The organism is Xanthomonas hortorum pv. pelargonii (assembly GCF_024499015.1).
Classification (GTDB): domain Bacteria; phylum Pseudomonadota; class Gammaproteobacteria; order Xanthomonadales; family Xanthomonadaceae; genus Xanthomonas; species Xanthomonas hortorum_B.
The window spans coordinates 797115-814665 of the sequence record NZ_CP098604.1; the positions used below are offsets into that span (position 1 = coordinate 797115).

The 17551-nt window shown below is 63.2% G+C and carries 14 protein-coding genes; 2 read left to right on the top strand and 12 right to left on the bottom strand.

The window, feature by feature from the left end; all coding sequences use genetic code 11:
• The first annotated feature begins 31 nt into the window (after positions 1-31).
• On the top strand, positions 32-754 hold the full coding sequence (locus NDY25_RS03535; protein ID WP_168958323.1) for a response regulator: 723 nt from the start codon (positions 32-34) through the stop codon (positions 752-754).
• A gap of 152 nt (positions 755-906) precedes the next feature.
• Here NDY25_RS03535 and recO read toward each other — a convergent pair whose 3' ends face one another.
• The 9 genes from recO to rpoE all read right to left on the bottom strand — a co-directional run bounded on the left by recO (position 907) and on the right by rpoE (position 9709).
• The gene (gene recO / locus NDY25_RS03540; RefSeq protein ID WP_256627772.1) at positions 907-1629 is read right to left on the bottom strand and encodes a DNA repair protein RecO; all 723 of its coding nucleotides are present in this window, start codon (positions 1627-1629) and stop codon (positions 907-909) included.
• Between the two features lie 27 nt (positions 1630-1656).
• Entirely contained in the window at positions 1657-2556 is a 900-nt protein-coding gene (gene era, locus NDY25_RS03545) for a GTPase Era (protein WP_023903250.1), read from the bottom strand.
• Complete coding sequence (gene rnc, locus NDY25_RS03550) at positions 2553-3233, bottom strand: ribonuclease III (protein ID WP_023903249.1); 681 nt, start codon at positions 3231-3233, stop codon at positions 2553-2555. The genes era and rnc overlap by 4 nt, the downstream gene beginning before the upstream one ends.
• Positions 3223-3630, bottom strand: coding sequence for a DUF4845 domain-containing protein (locus NDY25_RS03555; protein ID WP_176340642.1), 408 nt, complete (start codon positions 3628-3630; stop codon positions 3223-3225). Before NDY25_RS03555 ends, rnc begins: the two co-directional genes overlap by 11 nt.
• Positions 3631-4431 (bottom strand): signal peptidase I, encoded by an 801-nt coding sequence (gene lepB / locus NDY25_RS03560; protein ID WP_256627773.1) that lies wholly within the window; start codon positions 4429-4431, stop codon positions 3631-3633. It lies immediately after the preceding gene.
• A 104-nt stretch (positions 4432-4535) separates the two neighbouring features.
• Positions 4536-6326, bottom strand: coding sequence for a translation elongation factor 4 (gene lepA / locus NDY25_RS03565; RefSeq protein WP_168958387.1), 1791 nt, complete (start codon positions 6324-6326; stop codon positions 4536-4538).
• Positions 6327-6513: 187 nt separating this feature from the next.
• Entirely contained in the window at positions 6514-8100 is a 1587-nt protein-coding gene (locus NDY25_RS03570; RefSeq protein WP_256627774.1) for a DegQ family serine endoprotease, read from the bottom strand.
• Positions 8101-8210: 110 nt separating this feature from the next.
• Positions 8211-9092, bottom strand: coding sequence for a sigma-E factor negative regulatory protein (locus tag NDY25_RS03575; RefSeq protein WP_168958320.1), 882 nt, complete (start codon positions 9090-9092; stop codon positions 8211-8213).
• Positions 9089-9709, bottom strand: a complete 621-nt coding sequence (gene rpoE, locus NDY25_RS03580; RefSeq protein WP_168958386.1) for an RNA polymerase sigma factor RpoE — start codon at positions 9707-9709, stop codon at positions 9089-9091. Before rpoE ends, NDY25_RS03575 begins: the two co-directional genes overlap by 4 nt.
• Positions 9710-9944: 235 nt before the next feature.
• On the opposite strand from rpoE, the gene NDY25_RS03585 reads away from it, so the two are divergent.
• Positions 9945-12026 carry a 3-hydroxyacyl-CoA dehydrogenase NAD-binding domain-containing protein gene (locus NDY25_RS03585; protein ID WP_251754790.1) on the top strand — a complete coding sequence of 694 codons (2082 nt, stop codon included), beginning with the start codon at positions 9945-9947 and terminating at the stop codon, positions 12024-12026.
• A gap of 170 nt (positions 12027-12196) precedes the next feature.
• Here the strand turns inward: NDY25_RS03585 and NDY25_RS03590 are convergent, their stop codons facing one another.
• The 3 genes from NDY25_RS03590 to NDY25_RS03600 form a co-directional block, all read right to left on the bottom strand.
• On the bottom strand, positions 12197-15049 hold the full coding sequence (locus NDY25_RS03590; protein ID WP_168958318.1) for a TonB-dependent receptor: 2853 nt from the start codon (positions 15047-15049) through the stop codon (positions 12197-12199).
• 400 nt (positions 15050-15449) lie between these two features.
• Positions 15450-17021, bottom strand: coding sequence for a tetratricopeptide repeat-containing sulfotransferase family protein (locus NDY25_RS03595; RefSeq protein ID WP_168958317.1), 1572 nt, complete (start codon positions 17019-17021; stop codon positions 15450-15452).
• A 40-nt stretch (positions 17022-17061) separates the two neighbouring features.
• On the bottom strand, positions 17062-17538 hold the full coding sequence (locus NDY25_RS03600) for a hypothetical protein (RefSeq protein ID WP_425526357.1): 477 nt from the start codon (positions 17536-17538) through the stop codon (positions 17062-17064).
• Positions 17539-17551: the final 13 nt, after the last annotated feature.

The following is a 17551-nucleotide window of genomic DNA, read 5'->3' on the forward strand; positions in this document are numbered from 1 at the left end:
CACGACGCGGCATCGCTGACAAGGAGGCAGCATGAATATGGCGACACGTCAGGAACCCCACCCACGACTCTTGCTGGTGGAAGACGACCCGATCAGCCGCGGGTTTCTCCAGGCCGTCCTGGAAGACCTGCCCGCCCGGGTGGATTGCGCCGATTCGCTGTCGTCGGCGCTCGACCGCGCCCGCGAACATCGTCACGACCTTTGGCTGATCGACGTCAATCTTCCCGATGGCACCGGTAGCGAGCTGCTGCGCGCACTGCGCCTGTTGCATCCCGACGTCCCCGCACTCGCCCACACCGCCGACGGCACCATGACCATGCAACGCAGCCTGCAGTCCGATGGGTTTCTGGAAATGCTGGTCAAGCCGCTGAGCTCCGAACGTCTGCTGCAGGCGGTGCGTCGCGGACTGGCGCGCGGCCGTTACAGCGTGGCGCCGGTCGGCGTGATCGACATCGCCGCCAGCGATTGGGACGAAGCGGCCGCACTCAGCGCGCTCAACGGTCAGCAGCACCATCTGAATGCGCTGCGCGAATTGTTCCTGGCCGAGTTGCCGGGCACGCGCGACGCGGTGGATTCGGCCCTGCAGATCAGCGACGAGCCGGCACTGCGCAACCATCTGCACCGGCTGCAGGCCAGTTGCGGCTTTGTCGGCGCGGCGCGGCTTGCCGGTGCGGTGCGTTTACTGCGCGGCGACCCGCAATCGAGCACGGCGCAGACGCAGTTTCATGCGGCGGTGGCGGCGTTGCTGCACTGAAGGACGACTGCACCGATGTCTCTAGACTCGGCGCAGTGTCAGCGATCGAAACAGGCGAAATTGAGCACTACGCATGCACGGCGGAGTGCGCATGGTCCCCAACGCGCATCTTGCTAGTACACGCCAGGTTTGGCTGACCCGCCTTGCGCTTCTCAACGCCGGCGCGCCAGATCCTCGAGCATTTCCCAAGATTTCAGGCCGCGTCCGCCCGGGTGATGCAGCAGCACGCCGCGCATGCTGCGACGCAATCCCGGCATGTCGTCGGCCGCCGGCACGACGTCTTCGCCCAGCGCCAATAGCGCAGCGCCGGTCACGGTCTCACGCCGGTCCTGCGCCAACCGCTCGCTCAACACGCGCAATGCGCCTTCCTGCGGATCGAGGCGGTAGCGCGCCGCCGGGTCGATCGGTTGGCCATCGTTGTCGTGTTGCAGATCGAACGCAAATCCGAGCCCATCGAGCACATCGCGCTCGAACTGGCGCAGTCCCCAGGCCAACGGCAGGTTGGAGGCCAGATGCGCCCGCGCCCGCGCATAGCAATCGAACAGCTCGGGCACCGGGTCGTTGCGTGGAGCCAGCCGCAGCAGCAACTCGCTGATATAGAAGCCGGCCAACATGGTTTCGCCGGCCAGGCGCGGTGCAGTGTCCAAGGCCTCGGCCTGGCGCAGTTGCGCAAGCTCGCCGCGCTGCATTGCCGTGAACTGGATCAGTTGCAATGGCTGCAATGCAGCGCGCAAGGCCTGCTTGCGCGGCGCGTGCACACCACGCGCCAGTAACCCCACCCGCCCCTGCTGCTCGGTGAGCACTTCCACCAGCAGACTGGTCTCGCGCCAGGGACGCACATGCAGGACGAAACCGCGTTCGTTGTCGATCAACATGGCGGCAGGCGGGACCGGGTCCCGGCCTTACTCGTACCCGAACGCCTTCAATGCCGCTTCGTCGTCCGACCAGCCTTCGCGGACGCGCACCCAAGTTTCCAGGAACACTTTCGCACCGAACAGCCGTTCCATCTGCAGGCGCGCCTTGCCGCCGATTTCCTTCAGGCGGGTGCCACCCTTGCCGATCACGATCGCCTTCTGGCCTTCGCGCTCGACCCAGATCACCGCACCGATGCGCAGCAATGCGCCGTCTTCGGCAAAGCGCTCGATCTCCACGGTGGTGGCATACGGCAGTTCTTCGCCGAGCTGGCGCATCAACTGCTCGCGCACCAGTTCACCGGCCAGAAAGCGCTGGCTGCGATCGGTGATCTCGTCTTCGCCGAACATCGCCTCGGCCTCGGGCACCAGCTTGAGCAGATCGCCGACCAGCGCTTCCAGGCCCTTGCGCTTGAGCGCCGACACCGGATGCACTGCAGCGAAGGTGCGGCCTTCGCTGACCTGGGCCAGGAACGGGAACAGGGCCGTCTTGTCCTTGAGCCGGTCGACCTTGTTGACCACCAGCACCACCGGCACTTTGGAGTCGCTCAGGACCTTGAAGGCCAGCGTGTCTTCCTCGTCCCAACGGCCGGCCTCGATCACCAGCACTGCGGCATCCACGCCTTCCAGCGAACCGCGCGCGGCGCGATTCATCACCCGGTTCATGGCGCGCTTCTGCTCGCGATGCAATCCGGGCGTATCCACCAGTGCCAGCTGACCCTCGGGGAAAGTAGCGATGCCCAACAAGCGATGCCGCGTGGTCTGCGGCCGGTTGGACACGATGCTGACCTTTGCGCCGACCAGCGCATTGGTCAGGGTGGACTTGCCGACATTGGGACGGCCGATCACGGCGACGCTGCCGCTACGGTGGGGGGAAGAGGTTTCGCTCACGTGTTTGAATCCAGTTGTGCGATGACGAGGGTGGCCGCCTGTTGCTCGGCGAGGCGACGCGAGGTGCCCTGGCCTTCGGCGCGGGCGACGGGCTGTTCCAGAATGCAGGCGACATGGAACTGCTTGGCATGCTCGTCGCCGCTTTCACTGATCAGCGCGTAATTGGGCAGCGGGAGTTGTCGCGCCTGCAGCCATTCCTGCAGCCGGGTCTTGGGGTCTTTTTCAGCCTTGCCCACCGGCAGCGCAGCCAGTGAAGGCTCGAACCAGGGCAGCACCACCTCACGGCAACGCTCGAAGCCACAGTCCAGATAGATCGCCGCAACGATCGCTTCGACCGCATCGGCCAGGATCGAATCGCGCCGGTGGCCACCGGATTTCAGTTCGCCCGGACCGAGCGTCAGCCGCTCGCCCAGATTCAGCGTACGACCGATGACGGCCAGCGCGCCTTCGCGAACGAGTTCGGCGCGCGCACGGGTCAATGCGCCTTCATCGGCCTTGGGCCAGCGCTGATACAGCGCCTCGGCGATCAGCAGATTGACGATGCCGTCGCCGAGGAATTCCAGTCGTTCGTTATGCGGGGTCCCGGCGCTGCGATGCCGCAGCGCCTGGGCGAGCAGACCCGGATCGGCAAACGCGTGCCCGATCGGATCGCCACGCTGGAAAGTTCTATTGCCCACCACGTCCAGTCATGTCCTGCGATGTATCGAATTTGCCGACCACATCGAGATTGCCGATCATTTCGCGACGCACTTCGTAGTTAACCTTCATGCGCCAGCCGCCTTCGATGCGCTCGAACTTGACGTCTTCTTTTTTGACGTTTTCCGAGTAATTGATGTACAGCCGACGGAAGAACAGATCCTGCAACTTGGACGGATCCATCTCGCCGGCGCCGGGCTCTTTGGCCAGACCCTTCATCGCTGTGCGCACAGAATAATATTCCTGATACATCGGAAACAGCTTCATTCCCAGATACAGGCCAAACCCCACCACCGCCAGCACCACCACGAACGACGTCAACGTCATACCGCTCTGCTTGCGCTTCATTGTGCTTCCTCTGGCACGCTGTGCGTGCATTTACTGGATTCCGGTCCCGATCCGCGACGGATCGAAACTCCCCTTGCAGAACCACCCTTCGCAATTGAGCCAGATCAGGAACGCCTTGCCGCGCAGATTGGCCTCCGGCAGAAAGTGTGTCTGGGTCCAGAACCGGCTGTCTTCACTATTGTCGCGATTATCCCCCATCACGAAATAGCTGGCTGCCGGCACGGTCCAGTCACCCTGCCCGGCCGGCATGTTGCGATCGACCCATTCCAGCACGGTGTGCGTGCGGCCCGGCAAATCCTCGACCAGCAACGTGGTACCGGTCATCTCGGCGCCCTTGCCCTTGCCGATGTACTCGCCCTTGACCGTGTAGCGCATCGGCTTGTCGTTGATGTACAGCGTATCGCCGTGGAAACCGATCTTGTCGCCGGGCAGGCCGACCACGCGCTTGATCCAGTTCTGATCAGGCGCATGCGGCAGCTTGAACACCACCACGTCGCCACGCTTGGGCTCGCCGGTCGGAATGAACTTGGTATTGGTGATCGGCAGACGGAAACCGTAAGCGAACTTGTTGACCAGGATGAAGTCGCCGATCAGCAGATTGGGCATCATCGAACTGGACGGAATCTTGTACGGCTCGGCCACGAAGCTGCGCAGGATCAGCACCACCGCCAACACCGGAAAGAACGCGCGCGAGTAGTCGATGATCGCCGGCTCACTGTCCAGCAGCCCGGCACGTGCGGCGCGGCGCTTGGCCAGAAACAACTTGTCCAGCAGCCAGATGAAGCCGGTGCCCAGCGTCAGTACGACCAGGGCGATTTCAAACCATTTCATTGATGTTCCTTTCGGAAAGGGAATCGAGAATCGAGAATGGGGAATCGGAACAGCAGGAGCGCTTGCGCCCTTACGATTCCCGATTCCCGATTTACCATTCCCAGCTACTTATCCATCTGCAGGACAGCCAGGAAGGCCTCCTGCGGAATCTCCACGCGGCCGACCTGCTTCATGCGCTTCTTGCCTTCTTTCTGCTTTTCCAGCAGCTTTTTCTTGCGCGAAACGTCGCCACCATAGCACTTGGCCAACACGTTCTTGCGCATCGCCTTGACCGTGGAGCGCGAGATGATCTGCGCGCCGACGGCGGCTTGAATTGCCACGTCGAACATCTGTCGCGGGATCAATTCCTTCATCTTCTCGCACAGCTCGCGGCCGCGCCGATCGGCGTAGCTGCGGTGCACGATGATGCTCAGCGCATCGACCTTGTCGCCGTTGATCAGCGTGTCCACACGTACGAACGGGCCGGCATCGAAACGCAGGAAGTGATAATCCAGCGAGGCGTAACCGCGCGAGACCGACTTGAGCTTGTCGAAGAAATCCAGCACCACTTCGGCCATCGGCAACTCGTAGCTGATCTGCACCTGGCTGCCCAGGTAGTTGATGCCGATCTGGCTGCCGCGCTTTTCTTCGCACAAGGTGATGATGTTGCCGACGTAATCCGGCGGGGTGAGGATATTGGCGCGAATGATCGGCTCGCGGATCTCTTCCACATGGTTCAACGGCGGCAGCTTGGACGGATTGTCCATCGGAATAATGCTGCCGTCGGTCTTGAGCACTTCATAGACCACGGTCGGCGCGGTCGAGATCAGATTGAGGTTGTACTCGCGCTCCAGCCGCTCCTGCACGATTTCCATGTGCAGCATGCCCAGGAAGCCGCAGCGGAAGCCGAAGCCCATCGCCTCGGAACTTTCCGGCTCGAAGCGCAGGGCGGCATCGTTCAGACGCAACTTGTCCAGCGCTTCGCGCAGGTCCGGATAATCCTCGGCATCGACCGGGAACAGGCCGGCGAACACGCGCGGCTGCATTTCCTGGAACCCGGGTAGCGCATGCGGTGCCGGGTCGGAGGCCAGGGTCAAGGTATCGCCGACCGGCGCGCCGTGCACGTCCTTGATCGAGGCGTTGATCCAGCCCACTTCGCCGGCGCCCAACGCGGGCAATTCCTTGCGCTTGGGGGTGAACACGCCGACCTTGTCGACCAGATGGGTGCGGCCGGTGGACATCACCAGGATCTTGCTGCCCGGCTTGATCTCGCCCTGCATCACGCGCACCAGCGAGACCACGCCCAGGTAGTTGTCGAACCAGGAGTCGATGATCAGCGCCTGCAGCTTGTCGGTATCGCGCGGCTTGGGCGGCGGAATGCGCTGCACGATCGCTTCCAGCACCAGATCGACGTTGAAGCCGGTCTTGGCGCTGACCGCCACCGCGTCTTCGGCATCGATGCCGATCACCGCTTCGATCTCGGCCTTGGCGCGCTCGATGTCGGCGGTGGGCAGGTCGATCTTGTTGAGCACCGGCACCACTTCCAGGCCCTGCTCCACCGCGGTGTAGCAGTTGGCGACCGATTGCGCTTCCACGCCCTGGGCTGCATCCACCACCAACAACGCGCCTTCGCACGCGGCCAGCGAGCGGCTGACTTCATAGGAGAAGTCGACATGCCCGGGGGTGTCGATAAAGTTCAGTTGGTAGACCTGCCCGTCCTTGGCCGTGTACGGCAAAGACACCGACTGCGCCTTGATCGTGATGCCACGCTCGCGCTCGATCGGGTTGGAGTCGAGCACCTGGGCTTCCATCTCGCGCGCCTGAAGGCCGCCGCACAGCTGGATGATCCGGTCGGCCAGGGTGGATTTCCCGTGGTCGACGTGGGCAATGATGGAGAAGTTGCGGATGTTCCGCATTGAATCAGAGGACATTGAGGTGGGCGCCGGCGGTGCCGTCGTCAGGGTAACGCAGCATTATCGCACGCTACGGCCCCGCAGGGCCGAGAATCGGGAATCGGAAGTGGGGAATCGGAAAAGCCAGGCGAGCTATCGCCTCGCGGAGCCGCTCTTGCCAATCCCGATTCCCGATTCTCCATTCCCTCCCTCAGCCGCCAGCCTTCAAAGCGACATAGCTGGTGGCCTTGCCGTCGGTGACCAGCAGCATGACCACATCGCCCTTCTTGACACTGGCCAGCGCGCGATTGATGTCGGCGACGCTGCCGACCTTGGTGCGACCGACACGCGCGATGATCAGGCCCGGCGACAACGGCGGCTGGGTGCTGCGCGCTGCCGCGCCAGTGACCGAGGCGATGCGCACGCCCTCGCCCGCTTCCAGGCCGAGGCGACTGCGCTCGGCGGCGGTCAGATCGGCGAGCTGCAGCCCGAGCAATTCCACACTGGCCGGTGCGCTGGGCTTGCTGTCGTCGGCAGCGGTGCGCGGTGCAGCGTTGCCGGCCGGGTTGTCCAGCGTCGCCAGCGTGACCGTCACCTTGCGCGGCTTGCCGTCGCGCAGGACATCCAGCGTGACCTTGGTGCCCGGCGCCATCAGGCCGATCATCGGCGGCAGATCGCTGGCCGCCTCGATCGGCTTGCCGTTGACGGCGGTGATCACATCGCCCACTTCGATCCCGGCCTTTGCTGCCGGGCTGCCGGCGGGAATGTCGTTGACCAGCGCGCCGCGCGTGTCCGGCAGGCCAAGGCCCTGCGCCTTGAGCGAATCGATCGGGCCGACCGCCACACCCAGCATGCCGCGACTCACATGCCCGGTGGCCTTGATCTGTTCGGCGGCACTGAAGGCCAGGTCGATCGGGATCGCAAAACTGATCCCCATGTAGCCGCCCGAGGCGGAGAAGATCTGCGAATTGATGCCGACCACTTCGCCACGCGTGTTGAGCAGCGGGCCACCGGAGTTGCCCTGATTGATCGCCACGTCGGTCTGGATGAAGGGCACGTAGCGCTGATCCGCATACGGGTTGCTGCGGCCGGTGGCACTGACGATACCGGCGGTCACCGAGTGATCCAACCCGAACGGCGAGCCGATCGCCACCACCCACTGGCCCGGCTTGAGCGGATTGGAATCGCCCAGGCGCACCGTTGGCAGGCCCTTGGCCTCGATCTTCAGCAGCGCCACGTCGAACTGCTCGTCGCTGCCGACCACCTTGGCCTTGAACTCGCGCCTGTCGGTCAGCTTGACGGTCACTTCGCTGGCGCCATCGACCACGTGGTGGTTGGTCAGCACATAGCCATCGGCCGAAATGATGAAGCCCGAGCCCATCGACTTGCCGGCAATGCCGCCATCGTCATCTCCCTGCCCTGGGCCACCCGGCCCCTGGCGCGGCCCGCCCGGCATCTGGAAATCCGGCCCGAAGAAGCGGCGGAAGAACTCCGGCATCTGCTCATCGCCCGGCATCGCGCCGCCGTCCTGCCCACCCGGCCCACCGCGCCGCTGGCGCGCCATGGCGTCCTTGCGGGTGATGGTGGTTTCGATATTGACCACGCCCGGGCCGACCTGTTCGACCAAATTGGTGAAGTCCGGCAGGCCCGCCACCAGCTGCGGCGCCGGCGTGGCGCTGCGGTTGGCGGCAATCGGTGCGGCGTCCTTGGCAGCGGGCGCGGGCTGCTGCGCGCAGGCGGCCAACGGCAGGGTCATGGCGATCAGGCCGAACATCTGGGTGCGGATGCGATGGTTCATCAGGATTGCCTCCGATGGCAGGGCGACAGGGGCCAAAGCCCCTGCCTTTGCAGGGGTCCGGCACGATAACGGAAGGGAGGACGCCGAACGGATGAAGGTTGGCGGCGGGATCAGTCTTGCGGCGGCTGCACCGGCAGCGGCCGGCTCGCTGACGGGCTGGCAATCGCTTGCGGCGCAGGCTCGAACGGATAGAACGCCGGGCCCGGGCGGCTTTGACTGAAGCTGGCATTGAGCGGACTGTCGCCAGCACCGGACAAGGCCGCGCGCGGCCAGGGCCGCGCCTGCAATGTCGTCTCGGAATGCGTGAACGGGTTCGACGGCGCGACCGGACTCACTGCCGGGGCAACCGGTGCCGGCGTGGCAGCGGCCACCATGCGGTTCGGCGTCTGCTGCTGGCGGGCAGCGACACTGCGTGCGGCCTGCTGATTGCGCGTGGCCGCACCGCGACGGGCGGAAGCCAGCGCGGCGGCAGGCACCGCTGCAGCGAGCGCGACAACCTCGTCAGGTGCGGCCGGATCCGGTGTCGCCGGCGCTTTCGGCGCAGCAGGCGGCTGCACTGCGGCGGGCATCTGCGCGGCCGAGGCGAATACCGGCACCTGGGCGGCGGGCCGCGCCGTCTCGGGCAAACGCTCGCGCGCCATGAACAAGGCGATCGCTGCGACCGATGCCGCAATCGCCGCGCCACCACCCCAGCGCCAGCGTGCTGCCGGACGCGTGGATGGCTGCGCTTGAGGTACGGGCTCTTCGGCAATAGCCGTGCGCACACGCGCTGCGAAATCCAGCGGTGCAGGCGCACTGGCTGCGCCACGCAGCACATCGCCGCACAGCTGCCAACGTTCGTGGCAACCGGCCAGCTCGTCGTCGTGGGCCAGACGGCGCAACAAGAAGCGCGACTCGTCGGCGTTCAATTCGCCATCCACCAGCGCAGACAGCTGCTGGCGATAGTGAAGCTCGAACTTGTCAGTGGTGGACATCACAGGGGTATGGCTCATACGCGGTGTCGCTCACGGGTAGCGCTTTCGGTCTCCAGCAGAGGCCGCAGCTCGATGTCGATGGCCTCGCGCGCCCGGAAGATGCGCGAGCGCACCGTTCCGATCGGGCAATCCATTTTTCGCGCGATTTCGTCGTAGCTCAGCCCATCCACCTCGCGCAGGGTGATGGCCGACCGAAGTTCTTCCGGCAGGGCTTGGACCGCACGCATCACCGTTTGTTCCAGCTCCTGTCGCATCAATTCGCGCTCCGGGGTGTCGGTGTCGCGCAAGCGTGTCGCCCCATCGAACTGCTCGGCATCGCTGATCTCGATGTCGTCGGTGGGCGGACGGCGGTTGTGCGCAACCAGATGGTTCTTGGCAGTGTTCACGGCAATGCGGTGCAACCATGTATAGAACTGCGAATCGCCGCGGAAACTGTTGATCGCGCGGTAGGCGCGCACAAACGTATCCTGGGCCACATCCTGACATTCGCTCCAATCGGCGATGTAGCGCCCGATCAACGCAACGATGCGGTGCTGGTATTTGCGCACCAGCACATCGAACGCTGCGCTCTCTCCGCGCTGCGCACGCCGGACCAGTTCCAGGTCCAGCTCCTGAGGTGTATCGACTTCGGCCATGTCGGGCCGCACTCCTGTCAGCCCACCGAAGTCGGGCAATGAGACCGCCATTGAAAAGAAAAGTTCATACCGATCCGTACGATCGTCACGCATCAGGGTAGCGGCACCGATGCGCCGCTGGCGACGCCTCGCACCAAGCGCACGCGGCCCTGTCGACAGGTATGGGTATTTGACGTGAAGGAAACAACCTCTGGATGATAACGATCTTTCCTTATATCTCCGGACGGCCAGACGCATGCTTCCAGGTTTCGACGGGCTCCGATTCAGCCATTGGCAGGCCGACCTGCGCGAGGACGGCGTGGTCGTGCTCAGCCTTGATCGCCAAGGTGCACCGGTCAACGCGTTTTCGCAGGAGGTGCTGCTCGAACTGGGCGCGCTGATCGAACGACTGGCACTGGAGCCGCCCAAGGGCGTGGTGCTGCGCTCGGGCAAGGCCAACGGCTTCATCGCCGGCGCCGACCTCAAGGAATTTCAGGAATTCGACCGCAAAGGCACCGTCAACGACGCGATCCAGCGCGGCCAGAGCGTGTTTCAGAAGCTGGCCGAACTGCCCTGCCCTACGGTCGCGGCGATCCACGGCTTCTGCATGGGCGGCGGGACCGAGATTGCGCTGGCGTGCCGTTACCGCGTGGCGTCCGACGATGGCAGCACGCGCATCGGCCTGCCGGAAACCAAGCTCGGCATCTTTCCCGGCTGGGGCGGCAGCGCCCGCTTGCCGCGTTTGATCGGTGCGCCGGCAGCGATGGATTTGATGCTGACCGGCCGTACCGTGTCGGCCAAGGCCGCGCGCGCGATGGGCCTGATCGACAAGGTCGCTGCGCCTGCGGTGCTGGTCGATGTCGCCGCCGCACTGGCGCTCACCGGCAGCAAACGCCCGTTCAAACAACGCGCCACTGCGTGGGCCACCAACACCTTGCTTGCGCGCAAGCTGCTGGCGTCACAGATGCGCAAGCAGGTCGCACGCAAGGCGCGCAAGGAGCATTACCCGGCGCCGTACGCGCTGATCAACGTGTGGGAACGTGCCGGCGGCGGCGGCATCCAGGCTCGTCTGGCCGCCGAGCGCAAGGCGGTGGTGAAACTCGCCAGCACACCGACCGCGCGCAATCTGATCCGCATCTTCTTCCTCACCGAGCGCTTGAAAGCACTGGGCGGCAAGGACGCTGGCACTGCGGCGCTGGCTCCTATCCGCCATGTACATGTGATCGGCGCCGGCGTGATGGGTGGCGATATCGCGGCCTGGGCGGCCTACAAGGGTTTCGAGGTCACGCTGCAGGATCGCGAGCAGCGCTTTATCGATACCGCGCTGACGCGCGGCGGCGAGTTGTTCGACAAGCGCGTGAAAGACGAGGCCAAGCGGCCGGCAGTGGCGGCGCGCCTGCGCGGCGATCTGGCCGGTGCGGGCGTGGCGCAGGCGGACCTGGTGATCGAAGCGATCATCGAAAATCCGCAGGCCAAGCGCGATCTGTATCAATCCATCGAGCCACAGCTCAAGCCCGATGCGTTGCTGACCACCAACACCTCGTCGATTCCGTTGACCGAGTTGCGTGGACACATCCAGCGTCCGGCGCAGTTCGCCGGCCTGCACTACTTCAATCCGGTGTCGATGATGCCGCTGGTGGAAATCGTGCAGCACGACGGCCTGGATCCGGCCAACGTCGCGCGCCTGGCCGCGTTCTGCAAGGCGCTGGACAAATTCCCGGTGCCGGTGGCCGGCACACCCGGTTTCCTGGTCAATCGCGTGCTGTTCCCGTATCTGCTCGAGGCGGCCACCGCGTATGCCGAAGGCGTGCCGGGCCCGGTGCTGGACAAGACCGCAGTGAAGTTCGGCATGCCGATGGGACCGATCGAACTGATCGATACGGTGGGGCTGGATGTTGCCGCCGGCGTGGGCGCAGAGCTCGCGCCGTTCCTGCACCTGCCGATTCCTGCGGCGCTGGCCACCGTGGAGCCAGGCAAGCGCGGCAAGAAGGACGGCCAGGGGTTGTACAAGTGGGAGAACGGGCGCGCGGTCAAACCCGAGGTCGCCAGCGGCTACGCGGTACCGGCCGATCTTGAAGACCGCTTGATCCTGCCGCTGCTCAACGAAGCGGTCGCCTGCCTGCACGACGGCGTAGTGGCCGATGCGGATCTGCTCGATGCGGGCGTTATCTTTGGCACCGGCTTTGCCCCGTTCCGCGGCGGCCCGATCCAGCACATCCGCAGTGTCGGCGCCGACGCGCTACTGGAACGTTTGCAGGCACTGCATGCGCGTTACGGCGATCGTTTTGCGCCGCGCCCAGGTTGGGAGTCGCCGTTGTTGCGTGAAGCGGTGGCGTGAGATGTTGAGGGTGTCTGTTGCTGCAATCAGACGCTCAATCGAGAAGCAATTGGCGAATGAGATGATCTGAACATCGTTGCGCAGCAAGCCATCGACAGAGACGTTGCAAGCAACCAACAACAACGGCGAGCCAAGGCTCGCCGTTGTTGTTTACACAGTTGCAAATTGACTCAGAAACGCAGGCCCACACTGGTGAAGACGTAGCGGCCAGCCTGGTCGTAGCCGCCGAGCGAGTTGCCGTTGTAGGTCAAGCTGCCACCCACCAGTGGCGGCTCCTTGTCTGCGATGTTGTTGACGCCCAGCGTCCAGGTCACGTAATCGCCCAACTGCATCGAACCGGAAAGGTCGAAATAGTTGTAGGCAGAGACCTTGTTGTCCTGATTGACCAGGCGCACGTCGGTGGTCCCCGGCGTGCCGTCGGTGTTCTGGTAGTCCAGCTCACCGATATAGCGCCAGCGCAGACTGACGGTGTAGCGATCGAAGTTGTAGCGCGTGCTCAGCACATGCCGCCACTCGGCACTGTTGCACGCTACGTTGACCACGCCCGCGCAGTCGTAGGTCACTTCCTGCACACCCGGAACCGGCTCGTATTCCTGCTTGAGGGCATAGCTACCCATCATCGAGGCGGTCAGGCGGCCCGGGCCGACACTCCATGCATACGACGCAGTCAGATCGATACCCTGGAAGTGCAATGAGCCGAAATTGTCCTGGGAATTGAAGATCAGACCGGAGATGTCCGCATCGCTGCCGCGGAACAGATCGCCTGTCGTGGCATTGCGGCGGACGCGGCTGCAGATATCCGCATTGCCGGTCACACCGCAGGCGGTCAGGATGTTGGATGAACCGATCGAACGGATCGCATCGTCGATCTTGATGTCGTAGTAATCCACGCTCAGATCGAGCCCCTTGATCGGGCTGGCAGCAAAGCCGACGGTCCAGGTGTTGGCCGTTTCCGGCTGCAGTGAAGCATTACCGCCGCCGATTTCGTTGTACTGACCCGCCGGGTTTGCTGCAACGCGGCCGTACTGCGCCGCCGTCACGCCAGTGTTGGCGCACTGGGCCTGGGTAAATGTCGGATTGGCGCCAGCGCAGGGGTCGCTCCCGTTCCACAAATTGATTGTATTTTCGTTGTACAGCTCGGTGACGTTCGGAGCGCGGATCGCACGGTTCCAGCCTGCACGCAGGTGGTATTTGCCATCGACAAACGTCGCACCCAGACCGGCCTTGTAAGTGCTGACGCCCCCGGAGATGTCGTAGTCCGAGTAGCGATAGCCAAGCTGCATGTCGAGGTTGTCCAGGCTACCTGCCTTCGCCAACAACGGCACCGCACCTTCCAGAAACAGTTCCTTGACGCTGATGTCGCCGGACACGTTGGAGGTGGGACCACCCAGACCGGTGAAGTTGCCGGTCTGCATATTGCTGTCGGCCACCCGCTTGAAGGTCTCGGTGCGGGTTTCCACACCACCGACCACGCTGATCGGGTTATCGCCGGCCCACGGCAGGCTATAGCCAAAGTTGCCGGTCACGTAGGCGTTGAACACGCGCATCGAGGTTTCGTAATTGACGATACCCACGCCCTGCAGGGCTTCTGCCTCGGCTGCGGTGACGCTATCGTTCCACACGCTGTACGGAACGCAGCCGTCGAACGAGCCGGGCTGGCAGCCCAACAGTGCATCACGCACGCGGGTGGTCACGAAGTCGTTGATGTTCTCGGACTTGGTGGTGCTGCGGTTGTAGGTAAACGATGCGTCGTAGGACCAGTTGTCGTTGATATCGCCCTGCGCACCGCTGGTGATGCTGAAACTGTTGCTGTCCGAATTGGTGATACGCGGGCCACCTTCGACGTTGCGCTTGGCAACGTACACGGTGAACTCGTCATCGGTGATGCCGACATCGTTACACAGGCTGCCAAGCACCGAAGTGCCGCAATTGACATTGAGATCGGTAAAGAACGCACCCGATGGCGCAATCTGCGTCGAACTCTTGCGGTTGACGAACAAGGTTTCGAGGTAGGGCTTGAAGTGCTCGTTCACTTCGTACTTGAAGCTGCTGCCGGCGGTATAGCGCGTATCCGGGCGCTGGTAGTAATTCACCGGCGCAAAGTTGTAGAGATTCGGAGACGCCACCTGCGACCAGGTGCCGCCTGCGGAAGGCTGCACGTAGAACGCACCCGCAGACGGCGCGACGACGTAGAAGTTTGCCGGGTCGGCGGTGGCCGAACCACCGCAAGCGGTACCACGGTTGCTCAATGCGCACGCAGAGTAGTCGCGCTGCCCCTGCAGCAATGGATCGTTCTCGCGCCAGGTCGCCCATGCGGTGGCGTGACCGGATTCGCCGAAGCTGCCGCCGATGGCAAGGTCCACGTTACGGGAGATACCGTCGAAGCCGGAATTGCCGGTCGGATAATCGTATCCCGCATCATCCATCAGGCCGCGCATCAGCTTGTTGCCATTGTCGTGCTGGTAGGCGTTGTAGCCCATGTCGACGCTGACACCTTCGAACTCGTCGTCCAGCACGAAGTTGACCACACCGGCGACGGCATCCGAGCCGTACACCGCAGAGGCGCCACCGGTCAGGATGTCCACACGGCGCACCAATGACGCGGGAATGATGCTGATATCCGGGCTTTCGCCGATGCCCTTGGGAATGCGCCTGCCATTGACCAGGGTCAAGGTGCGCTGCGCACCGAGGCCGCGCAGATCGACCGTTGCATAGCCGGCCGACCCATTGTTGGCGAAGTTATCGAAGGTGGCAGCGAGTTGCGGATATTGATTGATCAGATCTTCGACCTTGGTCGAGCCGGAGTATTGGAATTCTTCCTTGTTGATTTCTGCCACCGGACTGGAGGCAGTCATTGTCTGGCTCTTGATGCGCGTGCCGGTGACATTGACCGTGTCCAGGCTCTTGGCATCCAACGACGGCTGCTCCTGTGCCATGACGGTTCCCGACAAGGCCAGCGCAGCAGCGCCAACCGTGAGCGATACCCTGATGGCATCGCGCAACTTGGTGGTCTTCAATCTCATCTTTCTCTCCGAAAGTCCGAACGGGGGAAAGCAGCGCAATGCGTCGGCATCTGAAGTGATGCGAGCGCGGATCGACTGCGACATCGTTGGCGAACGCATTCAAATTGCACAGCCAAACTGGCAAACGGCCGGGCGAAGAGCGCTCCGAAAAACGTTGCCAACCCGATGTTAAGACGATGTTGACGAAAGTTAAAGCGCCATTCAGAAATGCTCTGAATAGGTGCGTTGAAGCCCCAAAAGAGTGCGCCCGTCACGGAAAAACTGCCTTGATGCACCTCCACGACCTGTAGAGGCTGGTCTCCGCAATCACGGTTTTGTCTATCCCACACAAGCTAGAGCTCGCTTGCGAGTGCCAGTTGGGCTTGTTGGTAATTGAGAGCGAATCCCGAAAATCTGAAACTCAAGACACGCTCACACCCGCCGCTTGAAGCCGCTTCATTAACGGAGCGAGCTCATTCAAATGCCGCCGAGAACTGTGCACCGACCGTTGATGGACCTCGCCACGCACCTGCGCAGCGCTGGCAGTGACAAACGCCACGTCCTTAAATTCGGACGTATTTTCATTCGATGAAAGTCCGCACCACGTCAGCACCCGCGTGATCTGATGCTCGGTATCACGCACCAGATCTTCGTAATGCACATCGAGAATTTTCTCGGGCAGTACCGTGTGCCAGTGGCGCATGGTCTGCTGGTACGCGAGGTAATAGTCGCCAAGCTCATCGAGCGCGTATGAAAACGGATACGCGTTATAGAACAGGGTCTTGTACATTGCATAGCACGTGTCCAGCGGATCGCGCACCAGATGGATGATGCGCGCTCGCGGCAGCGCGGTCGCAATCATGCCGCAGTAAAGGTAATTGACCGGCATTTTGTCGATGAGTACCGGATGGTCATGCACCACTTCGCGAGCGCCGCGCAGATACTCTTTGCCGACTGCTGCGAAATCGATCTTCAGCGATGCCTGCGCCGCTGTCAGGCCGGGATTGCTCGCCATCACGCCAGAGGTGGCGCTTCCAAGAACTGCTCCGAAATCCATCAATTCGCCTGCAGAGCGCGCGCCGCCGCGTTGTATGAGCAGTCGTTCCAACAAGGTGGTGCCTGACCGCGGCAGGCCGACGATGAAGATCACACCCTCACCGTCGTGACCCGGCCGCAACGTGCGTAGGGCATCCGCAGCATAGGCTTGGCGCACCGCAGCGATATGCGCACACTCGGCGGTCACGTCGTACTGCAAGGTCTTGCGCTTGCATGCCGCTGCTGCCGTCAACGTTTCGAAGGACTGTGCATGTTGCCCAAGATCTTCCAGTTCCTTGGCCAAGGCGTACAGGCCTGCGGCCCTGGCAGATGGCTCCGATAGCGTGGTTGCCAGCCGGTGACGCAGATCGTCCAGATGGTTGTGCTGCCCGGTCTGCCGCCGGAGCGTGGCGCGCAGGTACAGCGCATCGCCAGCATTTGGGGCCAGTTGCAACAGCCGCTCCACGGTGACCTCGGCGGCATCGAATTCGCCACCGAAGAACTGCATGGTCGCCAGGTCGTACAGCAAGGAGGGCTGGTCCCCCAGCAGCGTCAGCGCATGCTGATACGCGTCACGGGCTGCGGCCACGTCCTGGCAGCCACTGTACAGCGCGCCGATCCGCCACCACGCGTTGCCATCCGCTGCTGCCAGCGCCTGCGCTTGACGCGCGACCAACGTCGCCTCACGGCGACGGCGCAGCTGTATCAGCAGGCTGGCATATTTGATCAATAAGGGAAGTGGCGACGATGCCACCGCTGCAGCGTTGGCGATGCACTCGGCTGCAGCGTGTGGATCACCGTTGGCCAACCGGGCTTCGCTTGCGAATTCGAGCAGGTGCGCGTTGTCAGGCTGGTCTGCGCAGGCGCGATCGGCCAGAGCAATTGCGTCGGCATAACGGCCTTGACGCAGCAATTGATATCCGTCGCGCAAGAGGGCGCGCAGTTGTGTCTCAGTCAATCCATTCTCCCTGTTTGGTGCACTGTGGCCGGTCATCCGGCTAGTCGATACGACGCGCGCGCAGCGTCACGCCGGCAGCGGTCACCAGCATGTAACTGCCCATTGCCGCCTTGCGAAGCACTATCACATCACCTTCGGCCAAATGGCCGCGGCTGCTTGCTTCTGTCAATGCCCAGCGCTGGTGCGTATCAAGAGACACCGTGCGGGTGCCATCTGCCTGATAGGTCACTGCAAGCACCGTTGCGCTCAGTTGTGCAGGCGACGACCGTCTCGCCACAGCAGCAGCAGATACTTTATCTGCGCTATGGCCAAACTCGCGCACGCCCCTGCTGGCCTCTACGGCCCGCACGGCCTGCGCTGGCGGGAAGCTGGCGTCATAACAGGCCAGCCGCGGCAATGGCTCGAGTACCGACGCGCATCGATGCGTTGGAGCCTCCTGAGCCACCACAGCCCATGTGCAGCACATGATTGCCAGCCCATACAATCTCCGCTTGTGCATTTGCGCATCTTCAATCATCGATTGCGCCTGA